Raw genomic sequence first — 16,222 nt, forward strand, 5'->3', positions numbered from 1 at the left:
GACATCCTGCCTAACGCTTGCCGATCGCATGCGAGGGCGGGTGTCCGGTAATCCGCTTAAACAACCGCTGGAAATAAGACACATCCGCATATCCGACGAATTCGGCGACGTCGCTTACCGTAAGTTGCGAATCGTTCAGCAAATAGATCGCGGTGCGGATTCGAACGTCGTGGAGGTAAGCGCTGATCGTCTGCCCGGTTACCCGGCGAAACAACGCCGCCGCGTAATTCGGGCTTTTCCCGATGTGCTCGCCCAATTCCGCCTTCGTGACTTTCTCCCGATAATGCTCCCGAATGTACTGCTTCATCCGCTCGACGCTGCGGACGACGTCCGGCGCCGCGGGCGCCGCGGGCTTGCGGTCGAGCTCTCGGTTCCACAAGACGAGCAGTTCGAGCAGCAAAGCCCCCGCCATCGCGTCGGCGTAAGGCGACCGGTCCTGCAGCTCCCCGTGCATCCTCTTGAGGCGTTCGAGAAACAGCTCGTATGCGCCGGCTCTCGCTTTCATCCAACCTTCGGCTTGGAGCACCGGCGGAACGGGAAGCTCCGAAGCGACGGAGGGGGCGAAACGGACGACGTATTTCTCGTGAAACTTCGTCGGCACCCCTTTCCCGTAAAACGGGATTCCGGCGGGGATGAGCAGCAGTTCGCCTTTGTCGACGACGACTTTCTCGTGCCCGGTTCCGAGCCAATAGACGCATTTGCCGTACGTGACCGCCACGAGCGTCGCTTCCTTCGAGGAGATCTCCGGCTCGTACCATCGGTCGCCCCGATCCAAACGGACATCCCTCACCAGCAGCAAGCTGACCCCTCCCGATTTTCGGCCATACTATATTTCATGTATCGTACTATAGTTCGTAGCTGAGGGGAACCTTCTGCTTTACAATGGGGAAAAATGACCCAAGGGGGCATCAACGCAGTGCGAAAAACGAAAATCGTAGCGACGATGGGACCGGCTTGCGATTCGCCGTCGGTGCTGAAGGATTTGATTCGATCGGGCATGAACGTCGCGAGGCTGAATATGGCGCACGGCGATTTCGAAGAGCATCGGAGGCGCATTCGGAACGTTCGCGCGGCCGCCGAAGAAGCGGGTGCGATCGTGCCGATTTTGATGGATATCAAAGGTCCGGAAATCCGGCTAGGCACGCTGCAGGCGCCGTCCTACGAATTGAAGGCCGGCGATCGGCTGACGCTGACGACGGAACGAATCGAAGGTACGGCGGAACGCGTTTCCGTCACCTACGCGGAACTGCCGCAGGTGATCGGGCCCGGGGGACGAATCTTGATCGACGACGGGCTGCTGGAGCTGACGGTGGACCGCGTCGAAGGCACCGAGGTCGTCTGCACGGTCGAGAATCCCGCCTTGCTTAAACCGCGCAAAGGGGTCAATCTGCCGGGCGTGAAGACGACGCTGCCGGGCGTCACGGAGCGGGACGTCGCCCACATCGATTTCGGCATCGCGGAGGGCATCGATATGCTCGCGGTATCGTTCGTCCGCAAGGCGGAAGACATCGTTACCATCCGGGGACTGCTGGAAGCCAAAGGCGCTTCGCATATTCAAATTATTTCGAAAATCGAAAACGAAGAGGGCGTCGACGAGCTGGACGCGATTATCGAGGCGTCCGACGGCATTATGGTGGCGCGCGGCGATCTCGGCGTCGAAATCCCTACGGAGGACGTTCCCCTTCTCCAAAGGCGGATGATCGAACGATGCGGCGCCGCCGGAAAGCCCGTCATCGTCGCAACGCAAATGCTCGATTCGATGCAGGTCCATCCGCGTCCGACGCGAGCCGAGGTGAGCGACGTGGCCAACGCCGTGCTGCAGGGAGCGGACGCCGTCATGCTGTCGGGCGAAACGGCCGCCGGCAAATACCCCCTCGAATCGGTGCGAATGATGGCGGCGATCGCGGAGAAGACGGAGGCGACGATCGATTACGGCGAGAAGTTCCTGCTTCGGCCGCATCGGAGCAAGGGCGTCACCGAAGTTGTCAGCCGCGCCGCCGTGAACGCGTCGTTCGAGCTTGGCGCGAAAGCGATCGTCACGCCTACCGTCAGCGGGTTTACGGCTAGGATGGTATCGAAATACCGCCCGGCGGCGCCGATTTTCGCGGTGACGCCGAACGAAGGAACGCTGATGGCGCTGCAGCTGTTGTGGGGAGTCACGCCGGTTCGAGGCGCGAGCGCGGAGACGACGGACGACATGGTCGCTTCCGCGCTCGAAAACAGCGGCAGCTTCGGGTGGAAATCTGGCGACGTCGTCGTCATTACCGCCGGCGTCCCGGTCGGAAGAACGGGGACGACGAATCTCATCCGGGTTCACCAAGTCGGGGTATGATCAGGTAAATAGAGGACGGTACATCGTACGGCAGCCCCTGTTTCCGCGGAAACGGGGGCGTTGTCGTGTCCGCCTCCCGCTGTTTCCATCCTCTCGCACTTGACAGCGGTTGCAACCGCTTCATAATCAGGGTAAGACGAACGAGGGACGGCTCCCGGCTTCGGGAAGGGAGTCGTCGACAGGAGGACGCGACATGAGCTTGCCGGCATGGTTCCGTAAAATGACGATTTTTCCCAAACTGCTGCTTACGCTGCTGCTGGCCGTCGTGCCGATGTACGCGGTCAGCATTTATATTAACGAGCAAGGGGCGGACGGCCTGCGCGAGGAAATGTCGCTCTCGATGTCGGACCGCATCGATTTTTATTTGCAAATGCTGGAGGCGGACATCGCGCTGACGATGCGGCTGCAGCTGCAGTACGTCAACGACGACGACATTCAAAAGCTGGCGAACGCCTCCTCTATCATGAGCAATTACGAAATTTACCTCGCGCAGGAACGCGTGCAGGAAAAAATGCGGCTTATGACCGAGGCGGGTCAATATGTGGCGGACGCCAGCACGTTCATTCCTTCGCTGGGGCGCACGGTCCGAACGAACATCATGGACGACCCGCTGCCGGAGGAGGAGGCCGCCCGCCTCATCGATGCGTACCGTCATGCGGGCGGACCGATTATGGAGCTCGACGGCGAACTGCTGCTGGCGACGGTGTATCCGCATCCGCTCTATTCGAGCGCATCGTCGTTCATGATCGAGGCGAAGCTGTCGAAGCCGAAGCTGACGAGCTTCCTCGACCGGCTGTCGGAGCGGGAGAAGGGCGGGGCCGTATTGATGGACGGCGGGGAGCGATGGGCGCTCTCGACCGTCGACGGCGAGCGGACGACGCAGGCGATGATCGAGTTCGTTCGCAATTTGCGGGAGTCGGACGATGAGGCCGGACAGCGCCTCCTCGAGGTCGACGGCCAAAATTACTTAGTTTCGTTCGAAAAATCGGACGTGCTGGAAGCCGTCCTGCTCGTCTACACGCCGGAACGGCAGTTTTTGGGCCAGCTCGAAAAGTACCGCAACTGGTTCTGGGTGCTCTCGGTCGGTTCCGTGCTGCTGATCGCCTTTGTTTCCCATCGCGTATACAAAATCATTCACGAACCGGTGAAACGTATGGTGGCCGCGTTCCGGAAGGTCGAGAAGGGGGATATGAACTTGTCGATCCGGCACGGCGCCGAGGACGAGTTCGGCTATTTGTACAGCCAGTTCAACGTCATGATCGGGCAGCTGCGCACGCTGATCCAGCAAGTGTACGAAGGGCGCATCCGGCAGCAGCGCTCGGAGCTGAAGCAGCTGCAATCGCAAATCAATCCCCATTTCTTGTATAACAGCTATTTCCTCGTTTACCGAATGGCGCAAAACGGAGATACGGACGCGGTCGCCCGGGCCGCCGAATATTTGGGCGAATATTTCCGCTACGTCACCCGCAATAGCGAAGACGCGGTTCCGCTCGAGCGGGAGTACCGGCACATGATCAATTACAACGATATCCAGCGCATGCGCCTCGGTCGGCGCATCGACTCGCGGATCGACGAATGGGACGCGTCGCTGCCGAACATCCATGTGCCTCGCCTGATTTTGCAGCCGCTGCTCGAGAACGCGTATCATCATGGGCTCAAGGACAAAGTGACGGACGGTTTGATCCGCGTCTCGATCCGTCGAACGGACGGCGAGCTGACGATCCGCGTAGAGGACAACGGCGACGCGCTGTCCGAGGCCAAGCTGGATGAGCTGCGAGGCATGCTGGCGCATCGCGACGCCGATTTTGAAACGACGGGCATGTTCAACGTGCATCTGCGGCTGCGTCTTGAGTTCGGAGACCCGTACGGGCTCCGGCTGTCGCGAAGCGAGCTGGGCGGATTTTGCGTCGAGCTGACCGTTCCGATTCGAGGAGAAGGAGAGAACACGCATGTTTAAAATTTTGGTGGTCGACGACGAAGACTATTTGGTCGACGGCGTGACGACGTTGCTGCGGGAAATCGACGAACCGGAGCTGGACGTGTACTCCGCGTACACCGCGTTCGAAGCGCTCGAATGGCTGGAGCGGACGAAGATCGACGTCGTCCTGTCCGACATCCATATGCCCGGCATGGACGGGCTGGAGCTGCAGCGGCGCATCGCCGAACGGTGGCCGGACTGCCGGGTCATCTTCCTTACGGGCTACGACGATTTCGAATACGCAAAAACGGCGCTGCAGCGGCAAGCGGTCGATTATATTTTAAAGACTGAAGGCGATGCCGCGATCGTCGATGCAGTGCGCAAAGCGATCGATTGCGTCGACAGCGATCAACGGATGGAGGAGCTCGTCCGCGAAGCCGAACGCCAGCGCCGGGAGCTCCGTCCGGTGCTCCAGCGGGAATTTTGGCTCGATGTGCTGGCGTACGGGGAAACCGACGGGGCGCGCGACTTGGCGGAGCCGTTCGCGGAGCTCGGCATCGGCCTGTCGCCGAACGAACCGGTGTTGCTGCTCCTTGGAGAAATCGACCGGTGGGACGACGGTCTCGGCCGCGGGGATAAAGCGTTAATCTTATATGCGGCGGCCAACATCTCCGAAGAAATCGTCGGCAGAGGGGCGAAAATTCACGCTTGCACGTACGACCGCAACAAGCTCGTCTGGTTCGTCCAGCCCGACCGAAAGACGGCGTTCGCGACGGACCGGGAAGAGGAAATATGGGAACGGCTCGCCAAGTTCATCCAAGGCAGCATGGAGACGGTGCAGGCGACATGCCGAAAGCTGCTGCGCCATACGCTCTCCGTCGTCGTCGCGAGGGAGGCGGTACCGTGGGACGAGGCGGCCGAGAAATACGAAGCGTTGAAGCTGTTATTCAATCGCGGGCTTGGCAGCCGGGAGGAGCTTCTGCTGTCCGAAGAGGCCGGAACGTCCGGTCAGACGGAGGACGGCGCCGGGATGCCGACAGGCTGGCGGACGAAGCTCGGGGAGCTCGCGGACCGGCTGAGCGGCGGGCAGCGCGACGAATTCTTCGATCAGTATTACCCGTTCATGGAACGCGCGGGCCGGTCGGGCGGTTACCGGCTGGCCGCGTTTTATGGCGTGGCGGATCGGCTGCTCGATTGTCTGGAGCGGCATCGGCTGTTGGGGCGGGCGGCGAACGAGCTCGATTTGGTACGCGTGACGAGCTTTGAACGGCATGCCTCTTGGCCGGAAGCGACGGCGCAGCTCGCGGCCGCCGCGGAATGGTTATTCGCAGCGCGCGAAGAGAGCAAGCTGCGGCAGGAGGAGCAGCTCGTGCTGCGGCTGGAGCAGCACATTCGCGGCCATCTGAGCGAAGATTTGTCGCTCGTCCGGCTCGGCGAGCTCGTGGCGCTGAATCCGGTTTATTTGTCCCGGGTGTACAAGCAGCTGACGGGCCGCAACTTGACCGACACGATTCTGGAAGCGAAGCTGGAGCGGGCGAAGGAGCTGCTCGGCAAAACCGATCTTCTGATCCAGGACATTACGAAAGAAGTCGGCTTCGAATCGCCGGCGTATTTCACGCGCTTCTTCAAAAAGTACGTAAATATGTCGCCGCAGCAGTATCGAGATTCGCTTCGGTAATAAACAACAACAAAAGATATCAATCGATAACTAGTAAAGAGAAGTCAAGCGAAGTATAAATCGGATTATTGTTGCGGGTGTTGCCCGGGTCTATACTTGGAAACAAGCAGAGTAAGCGCTTACTACTCAACGAACACGGGGGGCTCCGAACATGAGAAAACAACGGAAAATGACGGCGATGGCTTCGACGGCAGTGGCGCTGTCCATGCTATTGGCCGCTTGCTCCGGCGGCGGCGCGGCGACGGAAGTCGGCGACTCCGGCAAGTCGGCCGGCGCGGGGGAAGCGAATGGAGGAACGTCGAATACGGCCCCTGCCACGCAAGAAAATCTCGATCCGCTCGGTAAATACGATCCGCCGATTACGGTCCGCGCGGTGCGCCGGGTCGACCAATCGACGAAGTATAAGGACGGCGAGTCGGTCGACAACAACGTATGGACGCGAGCGTACGAAGAACTGCTCGGCGTCAAAATCGCGAACGACTGGGTCGTCGTCGGCAGCGGCGATCAGTATAACCAGAAGCTGAACGTCTCGCTCGCCTCCGGCGACCTGCCCGACATCTTCAGCGTCAACGCGCAGCAGCTTAAGCAGCTCGTCGAAGCGGGCCAAATCGAGGACTTGACGGAAGTGTACGAGAAGTACGCTTCGGATTACACGAAGCAAGTTATGACGGAGAGCGGTCCGAACATCCTGAGCTCGGCTACCTTCGGCGGCAAGCTGATGGCGATTCCGGTCGCGGCAGGCACGATCGACGGACTGCCGCTGCTGTGGATTCGAACGGATTGGCTGCAAAAGCTGAACTTGCCGGAGCCGAAAACGATGGACGACGTCATCGCCATCGCCCGGGCGTTCGCGACGCAGGACCCGGACGGCAACGGCAAAGACGACACGATCGGCATGGCCGCTTCCAAAGATTTATATGGCGGCTTCCCCGGATTGGACGGCTTCTTTAACGCATACCACGCGTATCCGGCGACGGGCAAGATGTGGATCAAGGACGACAGCGGCCAGCTCGTCAACGGCGCGATTCAGCCGGAAGTGAAGACGGCGCTCGCCAAGCTTCAAGAGCTGTACAAGGAAGGCATTCTCGACAAAGAATTCGGCAGCAAGGACGGCGGCAAAGTCGCCGAAGCGGCGACGAGCGGCAAACTGGGCCTCTACTTCGGCCAAATGTGGACGCCGATCTGGCCTTTGCAAGACGGCAAAAACAAAGACGCCGCGATGGATTGGAAGCCGTTCCCGATTCCGTCCTCGGACGGACAGCCGGTAAAGCTGCAGGCGAATTTCCCGGTGAACGACTACTGGGTCGTACGCAAAGGCTACGAGCATCCGGAAGTAATGGTAAAGCTCCAAAACATTACCCTGCAAAAGCTGTGGAGCCCGGAAGCGGATCCGGCGCTCGTCGATCCGATCGACGGCATCGAGGTGCACAAATACGCGATCAACGAAGCGACGCCCGCTCGGAAGAACATCGATAACTATTTGGCCGCGAAGGAAGCGCTCGAAACGGGCGACCCCTCGAAGCTGTCGAAGTCGATGAAGGAAGGGCTGTATGATAAAATCGTCGCCTACCGCGCCGGGGACAACACGGCATGGGCGATGGAAAAGGTGTTCGGCGAAGACAGCTCCTTCGAAATCATCAACGATCATTACGTCTCTAAGAGCGTCACGCTCGACACTGCCTTCTACGGGGCGCCGACGGAAACGATGGGCGCCAAGATGGAAACGTTGTCGAGGCTCGAGCTCGAAACGTTCACGAAGATCATTATGGGCGCGGCCAGCGTCGACGAGTTCGACACATTCGTCGAAAACTGGAAGAAGCTCGGCGGCGACCAAATTACGAAGGAAGTCAACGAATGGGCGGCTAACCGCTAAAAATAAGTCCGGGTGCGATGGGGAATTCGGAGAGATTGACATCCGTCTTCCCCATTTTCATCGGCGAGGACTCGGAAGGACGTGTGAAGGAATGGCCATCAATCGTGCGAGCGGAGAGACGCCGATCGAGCTGCAAGGCGCGAAGCAGACGGCGGCCGGCAACGCCGGTTCCAAACGGTTCTTGCGGGAATTGCCCCTGCATCTGCTGCTGCTGCCCGGCGTCATCCTCGTGTTTATTTACTCGTATATCCCGATGTTCGGCGTCGTCATCGCGTTTCAGAAATTCATTCCAGCCTTCGGGGTGTTCAAATCGAAGTGGGTCGGCCTCGACAATTTCGAATACGTCTTGATGCTGCCCGACATCTTCCAAGTCATTTGGAACACGCTGTACATCGCAACGTTAAAAATCATTTTCGGCCTGGCCGTTCCGATCGTAATCGCTTTGCTGCTGAACGAGGTCATCAGCGTAAGGTTTAAGCGCACGGTGCAAACCCTCATCTATTTGCCGCACTTCTTGTCTTGGATCATCTTGGGAGGCATTCTGGTCGACATCCTTTCGCCTTCGGAAGGCATCGTCAACCAGCTGCTCGGCTATGTCGGAGTCGATCCGATCTATTTCCTCGGAGACAATGCCTGGTTCCCGGCAACGCTCGTCATTTCCGACGTGTGGAAGGAATTCGGCTTCAATACGATCGTTTATTTGGCCGCGCTGACGAGCATTAATCCGACGCTGTATGAAGCAGCTGTCATCGACGGCGCGAACCGTTGGAAGCAAACGCTGCACATTACGCTGCCAGGCATGCTGCCGATCATCATTTTGCTCGCGACCCTGAGCCTCGGCAACGTGCTGAACGCCGGATTCGACCAAGTATTTAACCTGTACAGCCCGGCCGTCTACGAGAGCGGCGACATTATCGACACGATGGTGTACCGGATCGGTCTCGTCGAAGCTCAGTATAGCGTCGCTACCGTCATCGGTTTATTTAAATCCGTCGTCTCGCTGATCATGATTTCGCTGTCGTATTGGCTGGCTTACCGCTTCGCTAACTACCGCATCTTCTAGGAGGGGTGACCATGTATACGCTCAGTCCATCCAGACGGGTATTCGTCGCGTTTAACTATGCGTTCCTTGGCCTCCTCGGCTTTCTGTGCATCGCGCCGCTCATTCACGTCATGGCGATCTCGTTCAGCTCGAGCAGCGCGGCGACCGCCGGGGACGTCATCCTGTGGCCGGTCGATTTCACGTTGAAATCGTACGAATATATTTTGGAGCGTCCCGAATTCAAGAACGCCTTCGTCGTCACGCTGCAGCGAGTGGCGCTCGGCACGATCGTCAACATGCTGCTGACGATCGTGATCGCTTACCCGCTGTCCAAGGAAACCTCGGCGTTCCGGTTCCGTACCGCGTACGCGTGGTATTTCGTCGTTACGATCTTGTTCAGCGGAGGGTTGATTCCGTGGTACATGACGATTCGCGCGACCGGGCTGCTCGATTCGCTGTGGGCGCTCGTGCTCCCTGGCGCAGTGCCGGTGTTCAACGTCATTTTGCTGCTTAATTTCTTCCGCGGCTTGCCGAAGGCGCTGGAGGAGTCGGCGTTCATGGACGGCGCGGGTCACTGGAAGACGCTATGGTACATCTACGTGCCGCTGTCGCTTCCGGCGCTCGCGACGATCATCTTGTTCACGGTCGTGGGCCACTGGAATTCGTGGTTCGACGGATTGATTTTGATGAACAGGCCGGAAAACTATCCGCTGTCCAGCTATTTGCAGACGGTGCTGTTCAAAATTTCGCTGACCGGTTTGTCGCCGCAGCAGATGCTGGATCTCGCCGAGGTGTCCAACCGGACGACGAAGGCGGCGCAGGTGTTCGTCGGCGCGCTTCCGATTTTGCTCGTGTATCCGTTTCTGCAGCGGTTTTTTATCAAAGGCATCGTGCTCGGCAGCGTGAAGGAGTAAACGCGGCGGCCGCCTCCCGACTTCGACGGGAGGCGGTTTTTTCGTTCCCGCGGCGCCGCCGTGGTATACTGAGGTGACGTTTGCGCGGAAGGGATCGAGCTTCATTGAACGCTATACACACATTACGATGGTTTAATTTCGGCTATTTTTCGCTGTTCGCTTTGTTTTTGTCGTTTCTGCCGGTTTATTTGTCGTCGCGCGGCATTTCCGAAACCGGCATCGGGCTCATGATGGGAGCGGGGGGCATCGTCGGCCTCGTCGCCCAGCCGTTGTGGGGCGTCGTGAGCGACAGGCGGCGGACGATCAAGAAGGTTCTGCTGTTTCTCCTCGCGCTGTCGGTCGTCGTCGGCGTCGCGACGTTCCAATTGTCGACGCTTTGGGCGCTCGCAATTGGCGTCGGGCTCATGTATTTCTTGTTCATGCCGACCGACCCGCTCATGGAAAGCCTCAACTTCCAAGTGGCCCAAAAGCACGGGGTTCCTTACGGCTCTGTACGCATGTTCGGCGCGATCGGGTACGCGACGGCCTCCTTCGCGGTCGGCATGGCGACCGACGCGTTCGGACTCGGCGCGATGGGGGTGCTGTTCGCGGGGTACGGCCTCGCGACGATCCTGATTGCCGCGCGCGCGGAGGACGCCCCTGCGGCGTCCAAGCCCCTGCGCTGGGCGGAGCTGCAAGGGTTTCTCTCCCGGCGGGAATCGCTCGTGTTTTTCCTGCTCGTGCTGCTCGTCGCGGTGCCGCACCGGACGAACGACTTGTTCGTCGGCATTCACATTACGGCGCTCGGCGGCGATTACCGAACCGTCGGCATGACATGGTTCGTCATGACGATCGCCGAAGTCGCGTTCTTCGGCCTAGCGCACCGGTTTCTCAAGCCGGGGCGGGAGCTGACCGTCATCGCGCTCGCCGCGGTCCTGTACGTGCTTCGCTTTGCCTTGACGTCCGCGGCCGCCCAGCCGTTCGCGGTCGTGCTGCTGCAGCTGCTGCAGGGCGTTACGTTCGTGCTGTTTTACACCGCTTCGATCCAATACTTGTACCGCATCGTGCCGGAGCCGTGGCGGGCGACCGGCCAGACGATTCTCGCCGTTTTGTTTTTCGGCGTCTCGGGCATCGTCGCGTCGTTCCTCGGCGGATGGGTATTCGACGCGTTCGGCGGCGAGACGCTGTACCGCGGGATGGCGGCGCTCTCGGCGATCGGCGCGGCGTACTGCTTCGCCGTGCGAGGAAGGAAGGCGGCCGGCGCCGCGGAATAAGGCGGCTTACGGCGCCGCTTTCGCTCGCAGCTTGCGGATGTTGCGCTTCATGAGCAGCGACGTGACGAGCGCAACCAAGAGCAGCGCCGCGAATACATAAAACGCGGCGTCGTAGCTGTTCGTCGTTTCGCGCAGGTAAGCGACCACCATCGGTCCGACGACGCCGGCGATCGACCAGGCGGTCAGCAGATAGCCGTGAATCGCGCCGAGCTGCTTCGTGCCGAACAGGTCGCCGATGAACGCCGGCAGCGAGGCGAATCCGCCGCCGTAAATCGTCAGCACCGCATAGATCAGCGCTTGGAACAATATCGCCGTCGTGACGTAAGGCAGGACGAGGAAGGCGACCAGCTGCACCGCGAAGAATACGATGTACACGTTTTGCCGGCCGAGATAGTCGGACAGCGACGCCCATCCGATCCGGCCCGCCCCGTTGAAAATCCCCATCACCCCGACCATCCCCGCTGCGGCGAGCGCGCTCATGCCGGCCTTCTCCTGGGCCATCGGCGACGCGACCGAGATCAGCATGATCCCCGCGGAAATGTTGACGAACATCATAATCCACAGCATCCAAAACCGGGGTGTCCGAATCGCCTCGTTCGCCGTCAGCTGCGCGATGTCGCGCTTCCCCGCGGCGCCCTGGCCCGCGCCTTCCTTCATGCCGGCCGGCTGCCAGCCTTCCGGCGGACGCGCGATGTACAGCGCGCCGGCGAGCATGAGCACGAAATACGAGACCCCCAAGATATAGAACGTGTTCGGGATGCCGAACTGCTCGAGAAAGCGGGCGGCGATCGGCCCGGTGACGAGCGCGCCCGCGCCGAAGCCGAAGACGGCCATGCCCGTCGCGAGGCCGCGGCGGTCCGGGAACCATTTCACGAGGGTGGACACCGGCGCGATGTAACCGATGCCGAGGCCGATGCCGCCCACGACGCCGTACAACGCGTAAAATCCGATCAGCGAGTCGATCGCGATCGCGTAGCCGGATCCGATCTGCCCGAGCGAAAACAGTACGGCCGACGTCAGCGCCGACGCTTTCGGACCGTATTTTTCCACGAATCTTCCGAACAGCGCCGCAGACATACCCAAGAAAAAGATCGCCAGCGTAAACGCGAACGCGACATCTGTGCTGCTCCAGCCGAGCGTTTCCGACAGGGGCGTCTTAAATACGCTGTATGCGTACGCCGAGCCGATGGACAGATGGATGGCGACGGCGGACAGCGCGATCAGCCACCGATTTTTGTTCGTTTTCATTTCCGAAACCGCTCCTTTCTCTCGTTGCCCGAACTCGGATGGGGAAGCCTTTCTTTCGTAATATTTCCAAACGCGAATGGGTCATACTACATGTCAAGGAAAATCGAAAGGGGCAGCGCCATGCAGACGTTCCGATTGAACGGAAGCGCGATTCCGTTCGCCGCGGGGCAGTCGATCCTCGAAGCGGCGAAGCGGCACGGGGAATATATCCCTCATATTTGCTATCACGACAATCTCGGCGCGATCCAATCGTGCGACACGTGCTTCGTCGAAGCGGACGGTCAGCTCGTCCGCTCCTGCGCGACGCAGGCGAAGCCGAACATGACGGTGGAGTCGAAGTCGGCGCGCGCCAAAGCGGCGCAGAGCGAGGCGATGGAGCGCATTCTGACGAACCACGAGCTGTACTGCACGGTGTGCGACAACAACAACGGCAACTGCGTCGTGCACAACACGGCGGAATATTTCGAGATCGGCCACCAAAAGTACGAATTCAAGCCGAAGCCGTATCCGCCGGACAATTCGCATCCGATGTACCGGTACGAGCCGGACCAGTGTATCCTGTGCGGCCGCTGCGTCGAAGCGTGCCAAGACCTGCAGGTCAACGAAACGCTGACGATCGACTGGAACCGCGAGCGCCCGCGGGTCGTCTGGGACAACGACGTACCGGCGGGTCAGTCGTCCTGCGTCTCCTGCGGCCATTGCGTCACGGTATGCCCGTGCAACGCGCTGATGGAGAAATCGATGTTAGGCGAAGCCGGCTATTTGACGGGCATTCCGAAGCCGATTCTCGAGCCGATGATCTCCCTCACGAAAGAGGTGGAGCCGGGCTACAAAGAGATTTTCGCCATTTCGGAAATGGAAGCGGCGATGCGGAAGTCGCGGATTAAACGGACGAAAACGGTGTGCACTTACTGCGGCGTCGGCTGCTCCTTCGAAATTTGGACGAAGGACCGCCATATCTTGAAGGTCGAGCCGCAGGCGGAAGCGCCGGTGAACGGCGTCTCCACGTGCGTGAAGGGCAAATGGGGCTGGGACTTCGTGAACAGCAAGGAGCGGCTGACGAAGCCGCTCATCCGAAGGGGAGATACGTTCGTCGAAGCCGAATGGGACGAGGCGCTCGAGCTGATCGCGGCGAAGCTGACCGAGATCAAAGAGCGGGAAGGTGCCGACGCGATCGGATATATCGCCTCGTCGAAGTGCACGAACGAAGAAAACTATTTGTTCCAAAAGCTCGCCCGCGCCGTCATGGGGACGAACAACGTCGACAACTGCTCGCGGTACTGCCAATCGCCGGCGACGGCGGGGCTCATGCGGACGGTCGGCATCGGCGGCGACTCGGGCACGATGCGCGACATTATGAATGCGGGGCTCGTCATCGTCGTCGGCGCGAATCCGGCGGAGTCGCATCCGGTGCTGGCGACGCGCGTCAAGCGGGCGCACAAGCTGCACGGCCAGAAGCTGGCGGTCATCGATTTGCGCCGCCACGAGCTGGCGGAACGGGCGGATCTGTTCCTTCATCCGAAGCCGGGCACCGACTTGATCGTCTTGAGCGCGATCACGAAATATATCATCGACCAAGGTTGGGCGGACGAGCGGTTCATCGCCGAGCGGGTGAACGGCTTCGACGAATACAAGCGTTCGCTCGAGAAGTTTACGCTGGAGTACGCGGAGACGCATGCCGGCGTGAAGCGGGAGGACATGATTCAGCTCGCTCTGATGATCCGCGACGCGTCGAAAGGGACCTGTATCCTGTGGGCGATGGGCGTCACGCAGCATCTCGGCGGCACGGATACGAGCACGGCGATTTCGAATTTGCTGCTCGTGACGGGCAATTACGGGAAAACCGGCTCCGGCGCCTACCCGCTGCGCGGCCATAACAACGTGCAGGGCGCCTGCGACTTCGGCGCGATGCCGGCATGGTTCCCGGGGTACGAAGCTGTCGAAAACGCGAAGACGCGCGAAAAGTACGAGCGGGCGTGGGGCGCGAAGCTGCCGGAGAAGCCGGGCCTCAACAACCATCAGATGGTCGAGGCGATCCACAAAGGGAAGCTCAAGGCGTTGTATTTGTTCGGCGAGGAGATGGCGCTCGTCGACTCGAACATCAACCATGTCGACAACGCGTTCGAAAAGCTCGAATTTTTCGTCGTGCAGGACATCTTCTTCTCGAAGACGGCGGCGTTCGCCGACGTCGTGCTGCCGGCCGCCCCGAGCCTCGAGAAGGAAGGCACGTTCACGAACACGGAGCGGCGCATCCAGCGGCTGTACCGCGTGTTCGAGCCGCTCGGCGAATCGAAGCCCGATTGGGAAATTATCCAACTCGTGGCGAACAAGCTCGGCGCGAATTGGAACTATAAGCATCCGAGCGAAATTATGGCCGAAGCCGCGAGCCTCGCGCCGATCTTCGCCGGCGTCAGCTACGACCGGCTCGAGGGATTCGGGTCGCAAGTATGGCCCGTCGCCGCGGACGGCACGAGCACCGAGCTCTTGTACACGGACCGGTTCGCGTTCCCGGACGGCAAAGCGCGGCTGTTCCCGGTCGATTGGACGCCGCCGTTCGAGCCGGGCGAGGATTACGATTTGCACCTGAACAACGGGCGGCTGCTGGAGCATTTCCACGAAGGCAACATGACGTACCGCGTTCCCGCGATCGTCGTGCGCACGCCGCATCCGTGGGTCGAGGTGTCGCCGGAGCTCGCGCAGGAGCGCGGCATCGCCGACGGCGCGCTCGTGAAGCTCTCTTCCCCGTACGGCGAAGTCGAGGTGCGCGTCGTCGTCACCGGTACGGTGCGCGGCAACGAGCTGTATTTGACGATGAATTCGCGGGAGGATCACGAAGCCGTCAACCGGCTCACGAGCAGCTACCACGACAAGGTGACGCATACGCCGAATTACAAGGAAATGAGCGTGCGCATGGAGGTGCTGGAGCGCGAGGGCGACAGCCCGCTGCCTCCTAGCAATCATCGATTCGGCCACAGGCAAGGGCAGATCGGCGTGCGCGTTGAGGAGAAGTGGGAACGGCCGGATTACGTGCCGATTCCGGAATTCGTGCGACAGGAGGGCGGGATCTATGGCGAAGGCCATCCGGCGAATTGAGAAGGCGCCGCTCGATCCGGCGCAGGAGCGGCGCCGGGCGGCGGACGAGTTGGCGCAGAAGGCGGCGGACGGCGCGGACGCGCTCGGCTCTTTGGTCGAGCTTCTGCAGGAGGCGCATCGGGCCGGCCTGCTCGACGCCGCGAACGGGCTGCTGAAGGCGCGGAGCGAAGTGGCGCAAATCGCGATCGAGCAGCTGAACCAGCCGAATATGCACCAGACGATCAAGAACGCGATGGGCGCGGTCGGCTTCCTCGGGCGCATACCGGCGGAGGAGACGAGCCGCATGCTCGAGGGCGTGTCGCGGGGTCTAACCCGCGTCGCCGAGCAGCGCGAGCGCGGAACGAAGCCGCTCGGACTGCTGGGGCTGCTCGGCGCGATGCGCGATCCCGACGTGCAGGCGGCGCTGGGCGCGGCGCTCGCGTTCGCCCGCGGCTTCGGCGAGGCGCTGCGGCAGCGGCCCGAACCGTCCCCGCCGGGAGGTGCGGCGCAATGAAAATCGCGACCGTTTACGTCAAGGGCATACAGGGCGATCAGGATGCGAAAGCGGTCAAAGACGCGTTGACGGACGTATGGGGCGTCGTCCAGGTGGACGTCGATCCGCGGAACGGAACAGCGTGCGTCCGATTCGACGAAGAGGCCGCATCCGAAATCGACATCGTGCAGGCCGTCGTCGACCAAGGTTACGAAGCGGAAGGGAGCGGGCCGAATGCGTAGCGTATGCGAAATATGCGGAGGCGCGGAGGAGATAAGTCCGGAGCTTGCCGGGACCGAGGCGGAAGCCGCGTTCGAACGGCTTATCGTCTGCGCCGGATGCATGCGGGACCGGCACGGGGACGAAGCGGCCGGCGGCGCGTCGGAAGGGTGAACGACG

13 protein-coding genes are annotated in these 16,222 nt (G+C 60.8%); 11 read left to right on the plus strand and 2 right to left on the minus strand.

Annotation, left to right across the window (positions count from 1 at the left end; translation table 11 throughout):
- Nucleotides 1-10: 10 nt before the first annotated feature.
- Nucleotides 11-790, minus strand: a complete 780-nt coding sequence (locus tag VE009_RS10570; protein ID WP_325007435.1) for an AraC family transcriptional regulator — start codon at nucleotides 788-790, stop codon at nucleotides 11-13.
- Between the two features lie 126 nt (nucleotides 791-916).
- Here VE009_RS10570 and pyk point away from each other — a divergent pair, with 126 nt between their 5' ends.
- The 7 genes from pyk to VE009_RS10605 all read left to right on the plus strand — a co-directional run bounded on the left by pyk (nucleotide 917) and on the right by VE009_RS10605 (nucleotide 11,010).
- Complete coding sequence (gene pyk, locus VE009_RS10575; protein ID WP_325007354.1) at nucleotides 917-2,332, plus strand: pyruvate kinase; 1,416 nt, start codon at nucleotides 917-919, stop codon at nucleotides 2,330-2,332.
- A 193-nt stretch (nucleotides 2,333-2,525) separates the two neighbouring features.
- Entirely contained in the window at nucleotides 2,526-4,289 is a 1,764-nt protein-coding gene (locus tag VE009_RS10580; protein WP_325007355.1) for a sensor histidine kinase, read from the plus strand.
- Complete coding sequence (locus VE009_RS10585) at nucleotides 4,282-5,928, plus strand: response regulator transcription factor (RefSeq protein WP_325007356.1); 1,647 nt, start codon at nucleotides 4,282-4,284, stop codon at nucleotides 5,926-5,928. Before VE009_RS10580 ends, VE009_RS10585 begins: the two co-directional genes overlap by 8 nt.
- A 151-nt stretch (nucleotides 5,929-6,079) precedes the next feature.
- The gene (locus tag VE009_RS10590) at nucleotides 6,080-7,801 is read left to right on the plus strand and encodes an extracellular solute-binding protein (RefSeq protein WP_325007357.1); all 1,722 of its coding nucleotides are present in this window, start codon (nucleotides 6,080-6,082) and stop codon (nucleotides 7,799-7,801) included.
- A gap of 91 nt (nucleotides 7,802-7,892) precedes the next feature.
- Entirely contained in the window at nucleotides 7,893-8,864 is a 972-nt protein-coding gene (locus tag VE009_RS10595; RefSeq protein ID WP_325007358.1) for an ABC transporter permease, read from the plus strand.
- 11 nt (nucleotides 8,865-8,875) lie between these two features.
- Nucleotides 8,876-9,757, plus strand: a complete 882-nt coding sequence (locus VE009_RS10600; RefSeq protein ID WP_325007359.1) for a carbohydrate ABC transporter permease — start codon at nucleotides 8,876-8,878, stop codon at nucleotides 9,755-9,757.
- Between the two features lie 104 nt (nucleotides 9,758-9,861).
- On the plus strand, nucleotides 9,862-11,010 hold the full coding sequence (locus VE009_RS10605; protein ID WP_325007360.1) for an MFS transporter: 1,149 nt from the start codon (nucleotides 9,862-9,864) through the stop codon (nucleotides 11,008-11,010).
- Between the two features lie 6 nt (nucleotides 11,011-11,016).
- Here VE009_RS10605 and VE009_RS10610 read toward each other — a convergent pair whose 3' ends face one another.
- The gene (locus tag VE009_RS10610) at nucleotides 11,017-12,258 is read right to left on the minus strand and encodes an L-lactate MFS transporter (protein ID WP_325007361.1); all 1,242 of its coding nucleotides are present in this window, start codon (nucleotides 12,256-12,258) and stop codon (nucleotides 11,017-11,019) included.
- A 120-nt stretch (nucleotides 12,259-12,378) separates the two neighbouring features.
- Between VE009_RS10610 and fdhF the strand changes: the two genes are divergently transcribed.
- From fdhF to VE009_RS10630, 4 genes are read left to right on the plus strand one after another with little or no spacing between them, the layout of a single operon-like run.
- A complete protein-coding gene (gene fdhF, locus VE009_RS10615) occupies nucleotides 12,379-15,351 on the plus strand; it encodes a formate dehydrogenase subunit alpha (RefSeq protein ID WP_325007362.1) in 2,973 nt (990 codons plus the stop codon).
- Complete coding sequence (locus VE009_RS10620; protein ID WP_325007363.1) at nucleotides 15,326-15,844, plus strand: DUF1641 domain-containing protein; 519 nt, start codon at nucleotides 15,326-15,328, stop codon at nucleotides 15,842-15,844. The genes fdhF and VE009_RS10620 overlap by 26 nt, the downstream gene beginning before the upstream one ends.
- Complete coding sequence (locus VE009_RS10625) at nucleotides 15,841-16,065, plus strand: heavy-metal-associated domain-containing protein (RefSeq protein ID WP_325007364.1); 225 nt, start codon at nucleotides 15,841-15,843, stop codon at nucleotides 16,063-16,065. Before VE009_RS10620 ends, VE009_RS10625 begins: the two co-directional genes overlap by 4 nt.
- The gene (locus VE009_RS10630; RefSeq protein ID WP_325007365.1) at nucleotides 16,058-16,216 is read left to right on the plus strand and encodes a hypothetical protein; all 159 of its coding nucleotides are present in this window, start codon (nucleotides 16,058-16,060) and stop codon (nucleotides 16,214-16,216) included. Before VE009_RS10625 ends, VE009_RS10630 begins: the two co-directional genes overlap by 8 nt.
- Nucleotides 16,217-16,222 lie beyond the last annotated feature (6 nt).

The sequence above is a fragment of the Paenibacillus sp. genome (assembly GCF_035645195.1).
Taxonomy (GTDB): domain Bacteria; phylum Bacillota; class Bacilli; order Paenibacillales; family YIM-B00363; genus Paenibacillus_AE.

What these genes read in the sequence shown, in the direction of transcription:
- VE009_RS10580 (WP_325007355.1), top strand. Translation starts at nt 2,526, where the DNA reads ATGAGCTTGCCGGCATGGTTCCGTAAAATGACGATTTTTCCCAAACTG.
- VE009_RS10585 (WP_325007356.1), top strand. Translation starts at nt 4,282, where the DNA reads ATGTTTAAAATTTTGGTGGTCGACGACGAAGACTATTTGGTCGACGGC.
- VE009_RS10590 (WP_325007357.1), top strand. Translation starts at nt 6,080, where the DNA reads ATGAGAAAACAACGGAAAATGACGGCGATGGCTTCGACGGCAGTGGCG.
- VE009_RS10595 (WP_325007358.1), top strand. Translation starts at nt 7,893, where the DNA reads ATGGCCATCAATCGTGCGAGCGGAGAGACGCCGATCGAGCTGCAAGGC.
- VE009_RS10600 (WP_325007359.1), top strand. Translation starts at nt 8,876, where the DNA reads ATGTATACGCTCAGTCCATCCAGACGGGTATTCGTCGCGTTTAACTAT.
- VE009_RS10610 (WP_325007361.1), bottom strand. Translation starts at nt 12,258, where the DNA reads ATGAAAACGAACAAAAATCGGTGGCTGATCGCGCTGTCCGCCGTCGCC.
- fdhF (WP_325007362.1), top strand. Translation starts at nt 12,379, where the DNA reads ATGCAGACGTTCCGATTGAACGGAAGCGCGATTCCGTTCGCCGCGGGG.
- VE009_RS10620 (WP_325007363.1), top strand. Translation starts at nt 15,326, where the DNA reads ATGGCGAAGGCCATCCGGCGAATTGAGAAGGCGCCGCTCGATCCGGCG.
- VE009_RS10625 (WP_325007364.1), top strand. Translation starts at nt 15,841, where the DNA reads ATGAAAATCGCGACCGTTTACGTCAAGGGCATACAGGGCGATCAGGAT.
- VE009_RS10630 (WP_325007365.1), top strand. Translation starts at nt 16,058, where the DNA reads ATGCGTAGCGTATGCGAAATATGCGGAGGCGCGGAGGAGATAAGTCCG.